Raw genomic sequence first — 16,586 nt, 5'->3', positions numbered from 1 at the left:
ACTTTAAGTTTATCTGTCTTTTATTAACCAGATACTTTATGAAAGACGAACAATTCGCAAAACCAATTGTTCACATACATTTTGAAAGGCAACATTTGCCCGTAATTTTTGTTCCGCTTGCAAAATAAGTTCTAACGTTTGGTTAACTATTTGTAAGTTTTGCTTGTTCTCAAGCTCATTTTGTCGCTGCTTGCGAAAATAAAACAACAGTATTTGAAATAATGTAAATTGTTGTTCCTTTTCTTTTGCTAAGGGAACCAGTTTTTTTTGAACAAAAATAAAAGCTTGTAAATCGGCTTTTTCAAGGTAACGATGCCAAGTTAAAACAGCATCCTTAGCACTATTAAACCATTCATCTGATGAGAATTCAATCGCTTTTTCATAACTATTGGTAAGGCTTGCAAGTAAAAGCGCGCTTTGTTCTTTGATCCCTTGTTTTTTTAAACTTTCAACCAATTGTCCCTTTGATAGAGGAGTAAAATGAATCAGCTGACAACGGGATTGTATAGTTGGTAAAATACGTCCCAGCGCATTGGTTTCTAAAATTGCCAATAGGCCTGCTTGGGGTTCTTCTAAAAATTTTAACAAACTATTGGCTGCATTGTGATTCATTTTTTCTGCATCGGAAATAATGAACACTTGACGCTTGGACTCAAATCCTTTTTTGCCAAATTCTGCTTGCAATCGACGCATTTGATCTACTTTAATCGTTTGGCCTTCTGGTTTAATTACTTGCACATTTGGGTGTTCGTTTAAAGCAATCCGGGTGCAGTTATTGCATACATTACAGGGCTCATTTGCGACTACATTCGTACAAAAAAGACGTTTTGCTAGCCACAAACTCATCTGATGTTTGCCTGTTCCCGTCTCCCCTTCAAAAAGATAAGCATGAGCCAGACGCTCATGCTCGACACTTTTTTTTATTTGGGCAAAGACATGAGGCTCATTTTTTAATAAAAATTCTTGCTCTGTCATTTTCTTTGCTCCTTAATATTGATGAAATCCTTCAACTGGTAAAACAAACACTGTCGCGCCACCGACTTCAACTTCCACCGGATAAGGCACTTGACCATCTAAAGAAATATCTAAAGACATTGGAGTAGAAACATATTGTTTTCGTGATTGACAAGTCTTTTTAATTAACTCTAATGCTTCTTGCATCCGCTCATCTTCAATCCCGATAATAAAAGTGCTGTTACCAGCTTTTAAAAAGCCACCAGTAGAAGATAATTTGGTTGCGCGGATATTATTATCGATAAATTCATTTGCCAAACGGTTACTATCTTTATCTTGTACAATCGCCATAATTAATTTCATAAAACTGCCTCCTTTTAGTGGAAAAACTATACAAATTACTCATTTAAGTTTACCCAAGTAACGCCCTTAACTTCAGGTTTAGTTTAAAGATAATTAACACGCAGCTATCTTTAAAACTATTTTCTTTCATTTCCTAATGGTGAACTAAAAAAACTGCGGATACGCTTCTGTAATAGCAGTAAAACTCGCATCGACGACTTCTTGTAAACTCATACGGGCATCAACTTTGTGAATTCGGATAGGATCTTCTTCTGCTAATTTCAAATAAGCATGTCGCACGCGTTGATGAAATTCTAAACTTTCAATCTCCAAGCGATCTGCTTCACCATGACGCGAATTTTCGATTCGTTTTAAACCAGTATCTGAATCAACATCCAAATAAAGCGTGAAATCTGGTTTCAAACCCTCTGTTGCAAATTCATTAATCTTAGCAATTTCTGGAATACCAATTCTGCGTCCAGCTCCTTGATAAGCCAAAGAACTATCCACAAAACGATCACAAATCACGATTTTACCAGCATTTAAAGCCGGCATGATCACTTCGACTAAATGTTGTCGTCTAGCAGCTGCATATAATAAAGCTTCCGTCCGATCATCCATCTCTTCATTACGTGGGTCTAAAATAATTTTTCTGATTTTTTCAGCGATTTTTACACCGCCAGGTTCCCGCGTTTTAACGATGCCGCGTTTGGCAATCAGCTGAATCCGAGGAAATAATTCATTAACAACACTGGTTTTGCCAGCGCCGTCTGGTCCTTCAATCGTGATAAATAATCCATTCACAAGTTTGTCCTCCATTATCGATTAACATTATTGTACAAAAAAAACGTAAAATTTGAAACTTTATAACTCACGCCGGCCCTCAACAGCTTTTAAAAGCGTCACTTCATCGGCGTATTCAATATCGCTACCAACAGATAAACCATGAGCTAAACGCGTTACTTTAATGCCAGCTGGTTTAATTAAGCGTGACAAATAAATTGCGGTGGCTTCTCCTTCAGTGGTTGCATTTGTTGCTAAAATTACTTCTTTTACTTCATCATCATGAAGTCGTTTTAAAAGGCTCGGAACATTGATATCTTCTGGCCCTGTTCCTTCCATTGGTGACAAAACACCGTGTAAAACATGATACAACCCATGATATTCCCGCATCTTTTCCATTGCCATGACATCTTTTGGCTCTTCCACTACTAAAATTGTACTACGGTCACGACTTTGATCCGAACAAATGGGGCAAGGATCTTCTTCTGTGATATTGCCACAGATGCTACAAAAATGTAAATCGCGTTTGACACTTAAGAGGGATTTGGCAAATTCATTGACAACTTCATCTTTCATATCAATGGTGTAAAATGCTAAGCGCGTTGCGGTCTTTTGTCCAATTCCGGGCAATTTCATATAACTGTCTATTAATTTGGCAATTGGTTCTGGATATTGCATACATATTTCTCCTTAGCTAAAACGGCTATTACTTGCTTTAAAATCCGGGCATGCCTTTAGTATATTTACCTAACGTTTGTTCGGTTTCTTTTTCAATTTTTGTTAGCGCGTCGTTTACCGCCATCATTACTAAATCTTGTAGCATTTCACTATCTTCTGGATCAATGACATCTGGTACGACCGTTAACCCAATCATTTTGCGATCACCTGTAAAAGTTGCTTTAACATATTCATTGGTGGAAACACCCACAAATTCTTTTTCGTTTAAAGCCGCTTGTGCTTTGGTCATTTCCTTTTGCATTTTTTGTACTTGTTTCATCATGCCTTGCATATTTCCCATGCCACGCATCATATCAACCACTCCTTTAAATTTTTAATTAATCATCAATTACTTTTACAACATCTTCACCAAATAACGCCACAGCTTTTTGGGCTGGGTCTTCTAGTGGCATCTCCTCAGGAGGGAGATGATTTAATAAATCATCATCTTCTATTCCCGCTTCCGCTAAATCAGAAACACTATTTTTTGTCTTCTCAACTTTTGAATCAGTTGAACTTGCGGTTGGCTGGGCATCTTCTTGCTCATTTTTTTCATTGCTGTCTTCTGCCAACAAGCTGCCATTTTTTTGAGCAGTCACAAACTCTCGTCTTAAATCTTGCCAACTCGCACTTGTTAAATAGACCGGTGTCGGGGCATAATTTGGAATCATTTTACTTAAATTTGTCCCTACTAATTGGCTCATTTCCTCGTCATCGATCGCCTTTTGACAGATAATTTCGTAATCAAAAGTAATCACCAATCCTGCTGGACTTGCTGCTCTGACTTGGCCTTGTCGTAAGACAGCTTTTTTGGTAATCGGTAAACTTGCCAATAAATCTTCCCAAACATTTTGCGTTTGATGGAGATTCTCTTTGGTTGCGGCTTTTAATATTGTAAACACTTGGTTACGAGGAACTCGTAAATTATTTTGCTTTTGTTTTGGTGTATGATCCGTAGTTTTTTTAGGAGCTACGGTTATTTGACTATCAGCTACTTGTAACTGTTTTAATCTTGTTTCAAGTTGCGCTACTTTTTGCTTTAATTCAGTAATTACAGCAGCTGTTTCATCGTGATCTACCGTTAGTTGCTGAGCAGTCTGTTCTTTTGGTATGGCAGATATATTTGCTTCAGGTTGCTTACTTTCTGCTAATTTTACAATACAGACTTCTAAATAAATAGTTGGGCTATTTGTAAAACGCACCTCATTTTGTGTTTCATTTAACGTTTTAATCCAATAAAAAATTTGTTGACTACTTAATTGCTGGGCTAATTGTTTAAATTCGGCAGTCAAATGGCCGGCCTTTTTTTCTAGCAATTGGGGTGCCTTTTGATACAACAGTAAATCGCGACAGTAGACTAACAAATTTTCAATCAACCGTCTCGCTTCTTTTCCCTCTGCTAAGATATTCGCTAAAGTAGTTAAGGCAGCAGCGGCATCATGGTTTAAGCACTGAGCTAAAAGTTGATCCATCATCTCATAGGTCAAACTACCGGTAACTGCCATCACATCCGCTAAAGTAATCGTACCATCAGCAAAAGAAATAGCTTGATCCAACATCGACAATGCATCCCGCATACCACCTTCTGCGGCTTGGGCAATAATTTCTAAGGCTTGCTCTTCGTAGGGCTGATTACTTTCTTCCAAAATATACGCCATCCGACCGACGATTGCGCTTGTATCAATTCGTTTAAAATCAAAACGTTGCGTTCTAGAGATAATTGTCGCTGGAATCTTATGAGGTTCTGTAGTCGCTAAAATAAAGACTAAACTTTCTCTAGGTTCTTCTAGCGTTTTTAACAACGCATTAAAAGCACCAGTAGAAAGCATGTGCACTTCATCGATAATATAAACTTTATATTTTCCCTTAGTTGGAGAATAATTCGCTCGTTCTGTTAAGAAACGAATTTCGTCCACACCATTATTACTAGCTGCGTCAATTTCAATTACATCGTCAAACTGACCATTTGTGATAGCACGACAATTTTCACACTCATTACAAGGTTCACCATCGTGACTATTCGGACAGTTAATTGCTTTGGCAAAAATTTTTGCTGCGCTGGTTTTACCTGTTCCTCTGGGCCCAGTAAATAAATATGCATGTGAAATTTTTTGTTGACTAATCGCATTTTTTAAGGTTTGCGTAATCGCATCTTGGCCCACCACGTCATCAAAACGCTGAGAACGCCAAACACGATAAAGGGCTTGATAGGCCATATTTTGCCTCACTCTCTTTAAATTCACTATTTTCTATTATACGCAATTTTCAGCAAAAAAACTAGTTTTGACGTGTTCTTTTATCAATTCTAAAACCTTGTTTCGTCAAAGCAGGCAGCAGCTTGTTACTATGCTATAATTTTATTATAGTAGACGCTTTCTTAATTTTTGAAAGTGCTATCGTGATAAAAAAAGGAGGATTTTACATGGGAATTATTAAAGCTGCAACAGGAGCCGTTACTGGTGGCTTAGCCGATCAATGGCTAGAGGTGATTGAACCGGCGGATATGGGTGATAATACTGTGTTAACCAAAGGGGTTCAAGTTAGAAAAGATGCCAAACGTAACGCTAATAAAAAAGCTACAAGTGATGTCATTACAGATGGTTCTGTCATTCACGTTTATCCTAATATGATGATGCTTTTAGTAGATGGTGGTAAAATTATCGATTATACCGCTGAAGAGGGTTACTACACTGTCAAAAATGACGCAGCCCCTTCTCTTTTTAATGGTTCATTAAAAGATGCGGTAAAAGAAACATTCAGTCGGTTTAAATTTGGCGGCACAACACCACAAAAACAACAGGTCTTTTATATTAATTTACAAGAAATTAAAGGCATTAAATTTGGCACTCCCGCACCTTTAAATTACTTTGATAATTTTTATAATGCGGAATTATTTTTAAGAGCTCATGGAACGTATTCCATTAAAATTACTGACCCAATTTTATTTTATACAAATGCTATTCCAAAAAATAAAGATCAAGTAGAAATTGACGACATCAACGAACAATATTTAAATGAGTTCTTAACTGCTCTACAAGCAACCATCAATCAGATGTCTGCCGATGGGGTCCGTATTTCTTATGTTCCCTCAAAAAGTATGGAATTAAGCAAATATATGGCCGAAGTTTTAGACAAAGATTGGAATACTTTACGCGGCATGGAAATTGTGGTCGTAGCCGTAGCAAGTATTTCATATACCGATGATTCGACTAAACTAATCAATATGCGTAATGAAGGAGCTATGCTGGGGGATCCTAATATTCGCGAAGGTTACGTCCAAGGTTCTGTTGCCAGAGGGATGGAAGCAGCCGGTAAAAACGATGCTGGCGCTGCGACTGGCTTTTTTGGTATGGGAATGGGGATGAATGCTGGTGGTAATTATTTAAATCAAGCTAGCCAAAACAATCAACAACAAATAAATAATCAGCAAGCAAGTAAACAACAAACTAACCAAGATACAACCGCTGCTAGTGAAACTTGGACTTGTCCGCAATGCGGTAATGAAAATACAGGTAAATTCTGTAGCAATTGCGGTAAACCAAAACCTGCTGCCTCAGGTAAAGTCGATTTAAAAATGAAATGCAGTGAATGTGGTAGTATTATTGATCTTTCAAACGGCATTCCAAAATTCTGTCCGGAATGTGGTAAACCATTCAAAGGCGTACCACTTGATTAACGATTAAAATAAAAATTTTCCAATAAAGAAATAAGGAGTGACGCCATGGACGCATTAACCCATAAATGCCCCAACTGCAATGGTCCACTAACTTTTAATCCTGACGATCAGAAGTTTCATTGTCCTTATTGTGGCAGTATTTTTACCGTGGATGAATTAAGCGCTTTTGAAGCAAAACAAAAAAGCACGCTGGAACAACCTGAAATTCCACCTGAAGTAAATACCGATACGCCCGTTACTGGTGGAGTAACAACAGAAAAAAATGCAACGACTGATACCGTAGACAGTAAAGTAGCTGCTACAGATAACGCTACAGAAGCCACTGTAGAAAAAATGGAACTTTACCTTTGTCCCAACTGTGGCGCAGAAATTGTAACGGATGCTACGACCGCTGCCACTTATTGTTATTACTGCCATAACCCGGTCGTCTTACAAGGGCGTCTTTCAGGTAAATTTTTACCCGATAAAGTATTGCCTTTTGCAATTGGCAAAGAAAAAGCGACAGCAGATTTTTTAAATTGGGCGCAAAAAAAATTCTTTGTCCCAAAAGACTTCTTTGATGAAAATCAAGTTGAAAAATTAACGGGTGTCTATTTTCCTTACTGGCAAGTTGATGCAAAAGGATCAGGCAGTCTAATGGGAAACGCAACATCTATTCGCGTTTGGATTATAGGGGATATTGAATATACCGAAACTAAGCAATATGCCATTAGCCGTAAGGGAAAGCTGACTTTTAAAGAGCTTGTCAAAAACGCGTTGACCAAAAATACACCGCAAAAAATGGTTGCAAGTGTTCAACCTTTTCCCTTAGAAAAAGCCGTTCCTTTTAAAAATCAATATTTAGCTGGTTTTCAAGCCGAAAAACGCGATATTGAATACGCCGATTTAAAAGATGAAGTTGCCGAAGAGTTAAGTGATTACGGTGAAAAGAAACTACGAGAGACCGTGGGTAGCTTTACCACCTTTACGAAAACACAACAAGATCTCACGCTGACTGAAACAAAATCTTCTTACCTACTATTACCTGTCTGGCTTGTTACCTATCGCAGTTCCAATCAAGATAAAAAAGTTTTTTATTATGCGATGAATGGGCAAACCGGAAAAGTCAGTGGTGTTTTACCCATTAGCTATAAAAAATTAGGACTAGTCTCTGCAGGTATTTTTTTAGGTCTATTTCTACTATTTTTATTAGGAGGTTATTTCCTATGAGAAAAATATGCAGTAGCCTGACCTTACTTGCCACTTTTCTTTTTTTATTGCTACCTTTACCAGTCTACGGAGCAACGGATTATATTAACGATGAAGCACAGCTTTTTAGCCCTGAACAGATCAACCTGTTAAATCAAGAAGCAGAAAAATTAGGGCAAAAAATAAAGGGTGGAATTTATCTTGTCACTACCGATACCAATGAAGAGGAGCCCCGCAGTTTTGCAAATGAGTATTTGCGAGACAAAGTAGGCAATAATCAAAATGGTGCCGTCTTTTTAATTGATTTGAACCAACGAGAAATGTACGTGGCAACTTCTGGCAATATGATCGACTATTTGACTGACTCACGTCGCGAGGAATTTTTTGACACTGTGAGTAGTGATATGAGTAGTGGTAATTATTACGCTGCTAGTACTACTTTTTTAAATAAAATGACAGAATATGTCAATGCTGGCGTTCCTGGTGGTCATTATCGCATTGACGAAGAGACGGGTAAAATTACCTATTATAAAACAATCACCTTATTAGAAGGTTTCATTGCTTTTGCACTAGCCCTAGTGGCTAGCATTGCCTTTTTTGTCATTGTCAAATCCCGTTATCAATTAAAATTAGGGACATATAAATATCCCTTTAGAGCAAATACACAACTTGAACTAACTGAAAATGAAAATCGTTTGATTAATTCTTTTGTTACCACCAGACGTATTCCTCGTAATAATACTAGCGGTGGTGGCGGAGGCGGCGGTAGCACTACTAATTCTAGTGGTGGTGGTACTTTTGGTGGCGGCGGGCGTGGCTTTTAGTGCCTTGTTCCAAAGTCTAAAAAAACTAGCGCTTGATGATTCACTTCCCAGCGGTGAAAAATCAAGCGTTAGTTTTTTAAATTATTTCTTTAAAAACAGAAAAATCAATATTTCCACCTGAAACAATGGCAATCGTTTTCTTTCCTTTCAGCAGATGATCGATATGACCACTTAAAATTGCCGCAGTACTCAAAGCTCCTGCACCTTCAGCAATTACTTTTTCTTTTAAAGCTAGATAATGAATCGCTTCTTCGATCTCTTCTTCTTCAACTAGCACAGTTTCATCAATGCGCTCTTTTAAAATTTCATAAGTCAATTCCCCCGCTAAAGCCACATCACAGCCATCAGCCAAAGTTTTAAAACTTCGATTAGCAATGAGTTTTTGTTGCCAAATAGACGAAATCATTCCGTGTACATGATAAGATTGTACGCCAATAATTTTCACTTCGGGCCGGTAAGTTTTAAGTGCTAAGGCAATACCCGCAATTAGTCCCCCGCCTCCAATTGGAACAATGACATTGTCAACTTCTGGCAAATCTTGTAACAGCTCAATTCCAATCGTTCCTTGACCGGCCATAACTGCACAATCATCAAAAGGTGATACAAAAACTTCACCACTTCTTTTAACTTCCGCTAATGTAGCAGTTTTTGTTTCATCAAATGTATCACCAACTAATTCTACTTTAGCACCATAACTTTCCGTTGCAGAAATTTTTGTCTTAGGCGCCCCTTTTGGCATAAAAATCCGCGCATTAATATTTAAAAGAGAAGCTGCAAGAGCTACTCCTTGCGCATGATTACCAGCAGAACAAGCAATTACACCACGCTGTTTTTCTTCAGGAGTTAACGTTGCTAATTTATTATATGCTCCCCGGGCTTTAAACGAGCCTGTGCGTTGTAAATTTTCTAATTTCAAATAAATTTCGCCGTTTTTTTCTTGTCCCAAAATATTACTTGGAGCCAAGGGAGTATGAATCATTAAAGAATTGATCCGTTCATAAGCTTTTAAAATACTATAAAGCGCTTGATTTTGTGTTTCTGAAATCATTTTCTCACCTTCTTGTTAGCGTTTACAAATACATTGAAACACGAATTAAAATAAATAGCAATAACCTTTTACAAAACAAAAAAATAACAAGAGTTACCATATATTTATCGGCTACTCTTGCTATCGTTTTACTGTATGTAGTGAAATAATCAACGAAAAACTAAATGATAATTCTCACTGCCACTTGTTTCAATAAATTGATATAAAATCAATTCCATTAATGCAATCATCGAAATATGAGAAGTAATATCCAAATGATTTAAACTGATCTCATCAGTAAACAAGTAAAGGTTTAAGTCACTTGAATTTTGTAAAAGGTTATTATCTGCCCCTGTAATAGAAACAATTAGCGGGTGGTTTTGACTTTTTAACTTCCGCACTGCTTCAATTAATTCTAAATCTTCCCCTTTGTAACTGAAAATAAACACAATATCATTTTTTTCAGCTTGCTGCTGGGCAATTGCACGGGTTTGATGGTCTTCAGGAAAAATAACAAAAAAACCAGCCGTGTTATACAAATATTTTACATAGCGCATGATTTCTTTACTAAGGCCTTTAGCAAAAAGAAAAATCTTAGGCTTTTTTTGTAGTTGGGTCACAATTTGCGTTACTTTATCCGTATCCATCACTCGAACCGATTCAACCAGATTTTTCAAATATTCTTCACGATAATCTTTTTGACTTACAACAAACGGGCTAGACTGGGGAATTGTTTTTTTGTTTAAAAGAGTGTATTTAATTACTGTTGTAAACTCACTGAAACCTGAAAATCCCAGTTTACGAACAAAGCGCAAAAAGGTAGTGGTCGAAACGAAACAATCATCAGCTACTTCACGAATACTTTTATTTTTGATGTTATCTAGATTCGTAATGACGTAATCAAACAACACTTGTTCATTCTTAGTCAATTCTGCAATATGACTGTTGACGATTTCAAAAAAATCCATCGTTTCTCTCACCTTTCATGTTGTGGTATTCCTTGTGCAATACAGTGAATATTGCCGCCTCCAAGTAAAATTTCCCGGGCTTTTATCCCAATCACTTCATAGCCTGGATAAAGTTCTTTTAATAATTTTTCTGCCTTTTCATCATTAGGATCATCAAACAGGGGAAAGACGATTCCATTATTAGCCGTATAATAACTAACGTAAGTTGCAGTTAAGCGATCTCCAGCTAACCGAGGCAACATGCCATTAACTGGATCTACACCGGCTGCTTCTTCATTAGTAATATACAAAGATTTCGGCAGTTCCAATTTATGAATTTTAAATTTTCTACCTTTTGCATCTTTTTGGCTTAGTAAAACAGCTTCAGCTTCCCGGGTAATCTCATACATAGGATCATTAGGATCTTCACACCAAGTTAAAACAATTTCCCCTGGTGCAATAACATTTAACAAATTATCAATATCGCCATTAGTTTCATCTAAGAAAAAGCCTCTAGGAAACCAAATAACTTTTTCAATTCCACAGTATTCTTTTAAGATTTCTTCTATTGCCGCTTTTTTTAATTGGGGATTACGTCCTTCTGATAATAAGCATTCTTCTGTAGCAAAAAGAGTTCCCTCGCCATCAGTATGAATGGAACACCCTTCTAAAACAAAATCTTTCAATTGATAATAATCGATTCGTTCCAAATCACAAAGCTTACGAGCCAGTAAATCATCTTGATCCCAAGGGAAAAACAAACCATCTAATAGCCCACCCCAAGCATTAAAACGAAAATCCACACCGCGTAATTTTCCTAGCTTATTCATGACTAAAATAGGACCTGTATCTTTTAACCAAGCATCATCATTACTCATCTCCACCACCCGAATTTTATTACTCAGCTGATGACGCGCATTCAAAAATTGTTGTTTTGAAACCAGAACTGTCACATTTTCGAATCGACTAATCGCTTCTGCTACTTGTTGATAAACTTTTTGAGCAGGTTTACCACCATGTCGCCAGTTATCCGTACGCTCTGGCCAAATCAAGTAACATTCTTTATGAGGTAGCCACTCGGGAATTATTTGAAATCCATCTCGCCTTGGTGAAGTTTCTACTAACATCAAAGCTTCCTCCTTATTTTATCTCTTAACTTTTATAGTTTTTAATTTTATTAGCTCAGATTTTTTCATCTATTTAACTATACCACAGCTCTAAATCTTTTGTTATTTTTTGTCAGAAAAAGCCGAGCCATTTGGCTCGACTTTCCCATTTTTAATTTGCTATAAAATCTTTCAAATGACTTTTTTGTTCCAAACTTTTGCCACCATAAAGAATGGTACCAGCATCTTCTTTTAATAGAGCATCTAAATTAGCTAAAGAAGTAATGACCGCTCGCGCATTAGGACGGGCTTTAACAAACGCCAAGGCTGCTTCTACTTTTGGTAACATACTTCCAGGGGCAAATTCACCTTGTTCTTTGTATCTTTCTAACGTTTCAATATCTACTGTTGTAAGATTTTTTTGCGCTGGTGTATTGAAATGAACAGCGACGTTTGAAACCCCAGTTAAAATAATCAATTCGTCCGCATCAACAATTTCAGCGATTTTTTCTGATGCAAAATCTTTATCAATTACCGCTTCTACACCTGTTAAGCCTTCGTTTGTAGTAATGACTGGAATCCCGCCACCACCACCTGCAATAACTAAAGTATCAGTTGCTACTAGCGCTTTAATCGTTTCAGATTCGACAATATCAATTGGTTTTGGGGAAGCCACCACTTTGCGCCAACCACGACCAGCATCTTCTTTATAAGTAACCTTATTTGCTGCCATTTCCATTTTTGCTTTTTCTGCTGTTAAAAAAGGCCCCACAGGTTTAGTAGGATTTTTAAAACCTGGATCGTCAGCCGCAACAATCACTTGTGTTAATAAAGTTGCAACTGGTTTTTTTATCTTGCGCTTTTTTAACTCGTTATCTAATGCTTGTGTTAACCAATATCCAATACTTCCTTGTGTCATGGCGACACTAGTATCTAAAGGCATTTCTGGATTTTCTGGAGAAGCAGCGGCTTTTTGTTGTAGTAAGAGATTTCCCACTTGAGGACCATTTCCATGAGAAATTATGACTTTATAACCCGCTTCAATCAGACTGACTAAAGCAGTTGCTGTTTTTGCCAGTGCTTTTTGTTGTCCTGCAGCTGTTGGATCATCAGTTAAAATAGCATTACCACCTAAAGCCACCACAACTGTCTTAGTCATCTTCATGCCTCTCCTTTCGGAATTTGTTGGGTGATACAGTGAATATTACCGCCCCCTAGTAAAATTTCCCGCGCATACACGCCTACGATTTTACGATCTGGATATAATTTTTGTAATGTTTCTTTTGCTTTTTCATCCATTGGATCATCAAATAAAGGATATATAACCCCACCATTTGCAGTATAGTAATTAACGTAACTAGCAGCCAAACGGTCGCCTACTTGGCGTGGTAAAGTACCATCGACTGCATCAACACCGCCGCTTTCTTCTTCATTAATTAAAATCGGTTTTGGTACATATAATTTAGTCACATTAATTTTTCGACCTTTAGCATCTGTTTCACTTTCCAAAATATCTAAACATTCTTTTGAAATTTCATATTGCGGATCATTTTTATCATCTGTCCAAGCTAATGCTACTTCGCCTGGGGCAACAAAATTAGCAATATTATCCACATGACCGTTTGTTTCATCTAAATAAATACCACGTTTTAACCATATTACTTTTTCAATATTTAAGTATTCTTTTAAAATATTTTCAATCTGTTCTTTTGATAACTGTGGGTTTCGTCCTTCTGATAATAAGCACTCTTCGGTTGTAATTAATGTTCCTTCGCCATCAACATGAATTGAGCCACCTTCTAAAACAAAATCGTTTAATCGATAGCGATCTTTCCATTCATTTTCACAAATTTTTTGCGCTACTTGATCGTCTTTATCCCAAGGGAAATATAAGCCATCAACCAAACCACCCCAAGCATTAAATGTCCAATCAACGCCTCTAGTTTCTCCTTTGCCATTCGTCACAAAGGTTGGGCCACAATCTCTAACCCATGAATCATCACTGGCAATTTCAACTACCCGAATATTTTCTGGTAACATATGACGGGCATTGTTGTATTGATCGGGATTCACCCCCATTGTAACTGGTTCAAAAGCAGAGATTGCCTTCGCAACTTCCACAAAAGCTTGTTGGGCAGGCTTACCTCCATCGCGCCAATTATCTGGACGTTGTGGCCACAACATATATACGCCCTCATGTGGTGCAAACTCTCCTGGCATTTTAAACCCATCTTGACGTGGTGAACTATCAATTGTTTTCATCTGTAATAACTCCTTTTCCATGTTTTTCTCTTGCTGAGAAGCGAATCACAATTTCACCTATCACAAAAGCGAGTAGTGTACCAATTAAAACAGGTATTTTGGCATTCATTTCTGCACTACTTGTATCAAGGGGTACAACTGAAAAAATTAAAGTAATAACTAATAAAATCATCGGTACAAATGTCATAACTTTCAATAACCAGTTTGGTCCGGGTACTTTAAACGGTCGTACTGCATCTGGATCGATTTTGCGTAGTTTCAAAAAAGCTGGAAACATCATAATGTAAGAAAGCAATAAGGCGACAACATTTAATGAGAAGAACGCCCAAAAGATATTTTCATTTGGAATAAACGGTGCTGCTACAACTAAGATAGAAGCGATAATACCATTTACAATAGAAGCGCCAACGGGCATATCGTTTTTAGGATTTTCTTTAGCAAAAATAGCTGGCATGTCTTGATTTTTAGCAGCGTATAAAGCAACATAGTTTACACCCAGCGCCCAAGAGATTAGATTAGCTGCCAAAGTATACATAAATAAGATTCCAATAATCACTACGAAAGGATTTAAGCCGCCAACTAATAAAATAAAGCTATCAATTAAACCACCCGAAGCAGATAGTTGGTCTGCAGGTACCGCAGCCCCCATACCAAAAGCGGCAAAAAGATAAAAGAAGGCGATTAAAATGCCACCATAGATAATAGCTTGTGGAATTTGCTTTTTGGGATTATCCATATCACTTGCTAAGGTAGTAACGACTTCAAATCCTAAAAAGTTAAACAAAATGACCGATAAAAAGCTTAAGTTTTGAATATCAAACTTCGGTAATAATGCTGCACCGGAAAAATCATTGGCCATTCCTTTAGTGACTGCATGATAAATACCTAAAATACCCAAACAAACCATAATTGCAACTTTTGCAAAAGCAGCAATATTTAAAATCCATTTACTATCACTAACCGGATAACAACTAACAATCGTGACAAACCAGATAAAAATAAGTTGAATCAACACTAAAACGGGAGTACTTAAGTGAATTTGAAAAATTTGTGTTAACACTTCTTGGAATAAAACCGCAAGACTTGCCATCCAAATTGGAAAGTTAATCCAATAAAACCAAGCAACACGTGCTCCCCAACGACGGCCATAAGCTTTTTTCACCCAATCATAAATACCACCTTCGTCATCATAAGTTGTCCCAAGTTCTGCTGAGATTAAACCATAAGGGAGGAAAAATAAAATTAATAATAATCCCCACCAGAAGAATTGCGAAGATCCAATTGCCGCAGCTGGTGCTGCCGACTCTACTACCAAAATAACAACGACGGCCATTAAGACCGCATCAAAAAGACGAAACTTCTTCTTTTCCTTCATAATTGTGCTCCTTTCAATGAGCCCGAACTGAAAAGTTGCTCAAACTCAACCCGATTAAAAAATCAGGTCAAGTTTGCAGGAACTTTTCAAAATTGCGAAATTTTTTAGTCTTTGCGTTCTAATTGACGTTTTGGTTGCAACATATATTGTAATTCACCATCAAACTTAGCCGCTAATGCATCATCGGCATAATCTAAATAAGGATTTAAGAAGTAAACCAGTAAAGCTCGCATAGCAGTTAAGCGATTTTCTGCTTCATCTAAAACGACAGATTGTTTGCCGTCTAATACTTCATCTGTGACTTCTTCTCCCCGTGTTGCTGGTAAGCAATGCATAAATTTAGCATGAGGTGCTGCTTTTGCCATTAGTTCATCATTGACTTGATATTTTGGATAAAAGACATTCATTCGTTCTTCTTCTGATAATTCAGCTTCATATAAGCCATACCACACGTCGGTATAGACAAAGTCTGCATCTCGCAACGCTTCATCGGCATCTTCTGTAATTAAGACACTGCCACCAGATTTTTCTGCGTTTGCTTTACCAATCGCTAATGTTTCTTCTTTAATTTGGAAACCTTTTGGACCAAATTGAACAAAATCCATTCCCATTTTGGTTGCCATAAACATTGTTGAAACACAAACTTGTGTCGCGTCACCGACAAAAACAATTTTACAATCAGATAATTTTTTCCCAGCCGGCAAATGTTCAGTCATCGTGATAATGTCCCCTAATTCTTGCGTTGGGTGATTATAATCACTCATACCATTAATAACTGGAATCGTAGCATCTTTTGCTAGCGCTACAACCGATTCATGACGTTCTACGCGCGCCATCAAAATATCAACTAAACGAGATAATACACGAGCTGTATCTCCCAAACTTTCATGGCCACCTAATTGAATTTGACCTGGTGCTAGATATTGTGCATGGCCACCCAATTGAGTCATTGCTGTTTCAAAAGAAACGCGGGTACGGGTAGAAGATTGTTCAAAAATCATTCCTAATGTTTTATTTTTAAGTAATAATGGATAATGTCCGTGTTTGATACTATCTTTAATTTTTAAAGCTAACGCGATTAAATATTCAATTTCTTCTTTAGTAAAATCATTTGTGTCGATAAAATCTCTTTTTTGCATGGTATAACGCTCCTTTAAGTGATTGATATGTTTGTCTTTACTCGAGTAATGCTTTTGACATCTTCAGCATACCGTGAGGCACTTATTTTAGAAAGGGGTTTCAAGTCTTTAGAAAGGAGCTTGTGATAAAGAAAACATGTTACATTTCCCGTAACATGTTACACTAAACCTTAAAAATGATTTAAAGTCCTTTTGGCTAAATATTTTATTACAGTTAACTTATTGTATTTTCGTGATAAGTTGACT

The 16,586-nt window shown here is 37.1% G+C and carries 16 protein-coding genes; 3 read left to right on the top strand and 13 right to left on the bottom strand.

Annotated features, from left to right (window positions below):
- Positions 1-36: 36 nt before the first annotated feature.
- The 6 genes from holB to dnaX all read right to left on the bottom strand — a co-directional run bounded on the left by holB (position 37) and on the right by dnaX (position 5,012).
- The gene (gene holB / locus IGI65_RS06185) at positions 37-975 is read right to left on the bottom strand and encodes a DNA polymerase III subunit delta' (RefSeq protein WP_438773580.1); all 939 of its coding nucleotides are present in this window, start codon (positions 973-975) and stop codon (positions 37-39) included.
- 12 nt (positions 976-987) lie between these two features.
- A complete protein-coding gene (locus IGI65_RS06180) occupies positions 988-1,317 on the bottom strand; it encodes a cyclic-di-AMP receptor (protein ID WP_071863575.1) in 330 nt (109 codons plus the stop codon).
- 144 nt (positions 1,318-1,461) lie between these two features.
- Positions 1,462-2,100, bottom strand: coding sequence for a dTMP kinase (gene tmk / locus IGI65_RS06175; protein ID WP_016172582.1), 639 nt, complete (start codon positions 2,098-2,100; stop codon positions 1,462-1,464).
- A gap of 60 nt (positions 2,101-2,160) precedes the next feature.
- On the bottom strand, positions 2,161-2,757 hold the full coding sequence (recR, locus tag IGI65_RS06170; RefSeq protein WP_071863574.1) for a recombination mediator RecR: 597 nt from the start codon (positions 2,755-2,757) through the stop codon (positions 2,161-2,163).
- 37 nt (positions 2,758-2,794) lie between these two features.
- Positions 2,795-3,109, bottom strand: a complete 315-nt coding sequence (locus IGI65_RS06165; protein WP_071863573.1) for a YbaB/EbfC family nucleoid-associated protein — start codon at positions 3,107-3,109, stop codon at positions 2,795-2,797.
- Positions 3,110-3,134: 25 nt separating this feature from the next.
- Complete coding sequence (gene dnaX, locus IGI65_RS06160; protein WP_438773578.1) at positions 3,135-5,012, bottom strand: DNA polymerase III subunit gamma/tau; 1,878 nt, start codon at positions 5,010-5,012, stop codon at positions 3,135-3,137.
- A 206-nt stretch (positions 5,013-5,218) separates the two neighbouring features.
- On the opposite strand from dnaX, the gene IGI65_RS06155 reads away from it, so the two are divergent.
- Genes IGI65_RS06155 through IGI65_RS06145 form a run of 3 tightly spaced genes read left to right on the top strand, consistent with a single transcriptional unit; the run spans position 5,219 to position 8,484 of the window.
- Entirely contained in the window at positions 5,219-6,472 is a 1,254-nt protein-coding gene (locus IGI65_RS06155; RefSeq protein ID WP_438773577.1) for an SPFH domain-containing protein, read from the top strand.
- 45 nt (positions 6,473-6,517) lie between these two features.
- Positions 6,518-7,681 (top strand): TFIIB-type zinc ribbon-containing protein, encoded by a 1,164-nt coding sequence (locus IGI65_RS06150; RefSeq protein WP_438773576.1) that lies wholly within the window; start codon positions 6,518-6,520, stop codon positions 7,679-7,681.
- Positions 7,678-8,484, top strand: coding sequence for a TPM domain-containing protein (locus tag IGI65_RS06145; RefSeq protein ID WP_412257817.1), 807 nt, complete (start codon positions 7,678-7,680; stop codon positions 8,482-8,484). The genes IGI65_RS06150 and IGI65_RS06145 overlap by 4 nt, the downstream gene beginning before the upstream one ends.
- A 76-nt stretch (positions 8,485-8,560) precedes the next feature.
- On the opposite strand, the gene IGI65_RS06140 is transcribed toward IGI65_RS06145, so the two are convergent.
- From IGI65_RS06140 to ptcA, 7 genes are all read right to left on the bottom strand, one after another.
- Entirely contained in the window at positions 8,561-9,532 is a 972-nt protein-coding gene (locus IGI65_RS06140) for a pyridoxal-phosphate dependent enzyme (RefSeq protein WP_071863568.1), read from the bottom strand.
- Positions 9,533-9,681: 149 nt separating this feature from the next.
- On the bottom strand, positions 9,682-10,479 hold the full coding sequence (locus IGI65_RS06135) for a MurR/RpiR family transcriptional regulator (RefSeq protein WP_071863567.1): 798 nt from the start codon (positions 10,477-10,479) through the stop codon (positions 9,682-9,684).
- Positions 10,480-10,487: 8 nt separating this feature from the next.
- Entirely contained in the window at positions 10,488-11,585 is a 1,098-nt protein-coding gene (gene aguA / locus IGI65_RS06130; protein WP_438773575.1) for an agmatine deiminase, read from the bottom strand.
- A gap of 151 nt (positions 11,586-11,736) precedes the next feature.
- Positions 11,737-12,723 carry a carbamate kinase gene (arcC, locus tag IGI65_RS06125; RefSeq protein ID WP_438773574.1) on the bottom strand — a complete coding sequence of 329 codons (987 nt, stop codon included), beginning with the start codon at positions 12,721-12,723 and terminating at the stop codon, positions 11,737-11,739.
- A 2-nt stretch (positions 12,724-12,725) separates the two neighbouring features.
- Complete coding sequence (gene aguA, locus IGI65_RS06120; protein ID WP_071863564.1) at positions 12,726-13,826, bottom strand: agmatine deiminase; 1,101 nt, start codon at positions 13,824-13,826, stop codon at positions 12,726-12,728.
- Positions 13,813-15,201 carry an APC family permease gene (locus IGI65_RS06115; RefSeq protein WP_071863563.1) on the bottom strand — a complete coding sequence of 463 codons (1,389 nt, stop codon included), beginning with the start codon at positions 15,199-15,201 and terminating at the stop codon, positions 13,813-13,815. Before IGI65_RS06115 ends, aguA (IGI65_RS06120) begins: the two co-directional genes overlap by 14 nt.
- Positions 15,202-15,305: 104 nt before the next feature.
- Positions 15,306-16,340, bottom strand: a complete 1,035-nt coding sequence (gene ptcA, locus IGI65_RS06110; protein ID WP_438773573.1) for a putrescine carbamoyltransferase — start codon at positions 16,338-16,340, stop codon at positions 15,306-15,308.
- Positions 16,341-16,586 lie beyond the last annotated feature (246 nt).

Origin of the sequence: Enterococcus sp. DIV0755b (assembly GCF_051713765.1) — a bacterium.
GTDB lineage: Bacteria > Bacillota > Bacilli > Lactobacillales > Enterococcaceae > Enterococcus_C > Enterococcus_C canintestini.
This window is presented reverse-complemented; position numbering and strand designations above follow the sequence as displayed.

What these genes read in the sequence shown, in the direction of transcription:
- aguA (WP_438773575.1), bottom strand. Translation starts at nt 11,585, where the DNA reads ATGTTAGTAGAAACTTCACCAAGGCGAGATGGATTTCAAATAATTCCC.
- IGI65_RS06135 (WP_071863567.1), bottom strand. Translation starts at nt 10,479, where the DNA reads ATGGATTTTTTTGAAATCGTCAACAGTCATATTGCAGAATTGACTAAG.
- IGI65_RS06140 (WP_071863568.1), bottom strand. Translation starts at nt 9,532, where the DNA reads ATGATTTCAGAAACACAAAATCAAGCGCTTTATAGTATTTTAAAAGCT.
- IGI65_RS06165 (WP_071863573.1), bottom strand. Translation starts at nt 3,109, where the DNA reads ATGATGCGTGGCATGGGAAATATGCAAGGCATGATGAAACAAGTACAA.
- dnaX (WP_438773578.1), bottom strand. Translation starts at nt 5,012, where the DNA reads ATGGCCTATCAAGCCCTTTATCGTGTTTGGCGTTCTCAGCGTTTTGAT.
- holB (WP_438773580.1), bottom strand. Translation starts at nt 975, where the DNA reads ATGACAGAGCAAGAATTTTTATTAAAAAATGAGCCTCATGTCTTTGCC.
- IGI65_RS06155 (WP_438773577.1), top strand. Translation starts at nt 5,219, where the DNA reads ATGGGAATTATTAAAGCTGCAACAGGAGCCGTTACTGGTGGCTTAGCC.
- recR (WP_071863574.1), bottom strand. Translation starts at nt 2,757, where the DNA reads ATGCAATATCCAGAACCAATTGCCAAATTAATAGACAGTTATATGAAA.
- IGI65_RS06150 (WP_438773576.1), top strand. Translation starts at nt 6,518, where the DNA reads ATGGACGCATTAACCCATAAATGCCCCAACTGCAATGGTCCACTAACT.
- IGI65_RS06145 (WP_412257817.1), top strand. Translation starts at nt 7,678, where the DNA reads ATGAGAAAAATATGCAGTAGCCTGACCTTACTTGCCACTTTTCTTTTT.
- aguA (WP_071863564.1), bottom strand. Translation starts at nt 13,826, where the DNA reads ATGAAAACAATTGATAGTTCACCACGTCAAGATGGGTTTAAAATGCCA.
- IGI65_RS06115 (WP_071863563.1), bottom strand. Translation starts at nt 15,201, where the DNA reads ATGAAGGAAAAGAAGAAGTTTCGTCTTTTTGATGCGGTCTTAATGGCC.
- ptcA (WP_438773573.1), bottom strand. Translation starts at nt 16,340, where the DNA reads ATGCAAAAAAGAGATTTTATCGACACAAATGATTTTACTAAAGAAGAA.
- IGI65_RS06180 (WP_071863575.1), bottom strand. Translation starts at nt 1,317, where the DNA reads ATGAAATTAATTATGGCGATTGTACAAGATAAAGATAGTAACCGTTTG.
- arcC (WP_438773574.1), bottom strand. Translation starts at nt 12,723, where the DNA reads ATGACTAAGACAGTTGTGGTGGCTTTAGGTGGTAATGCTATTTTAACT.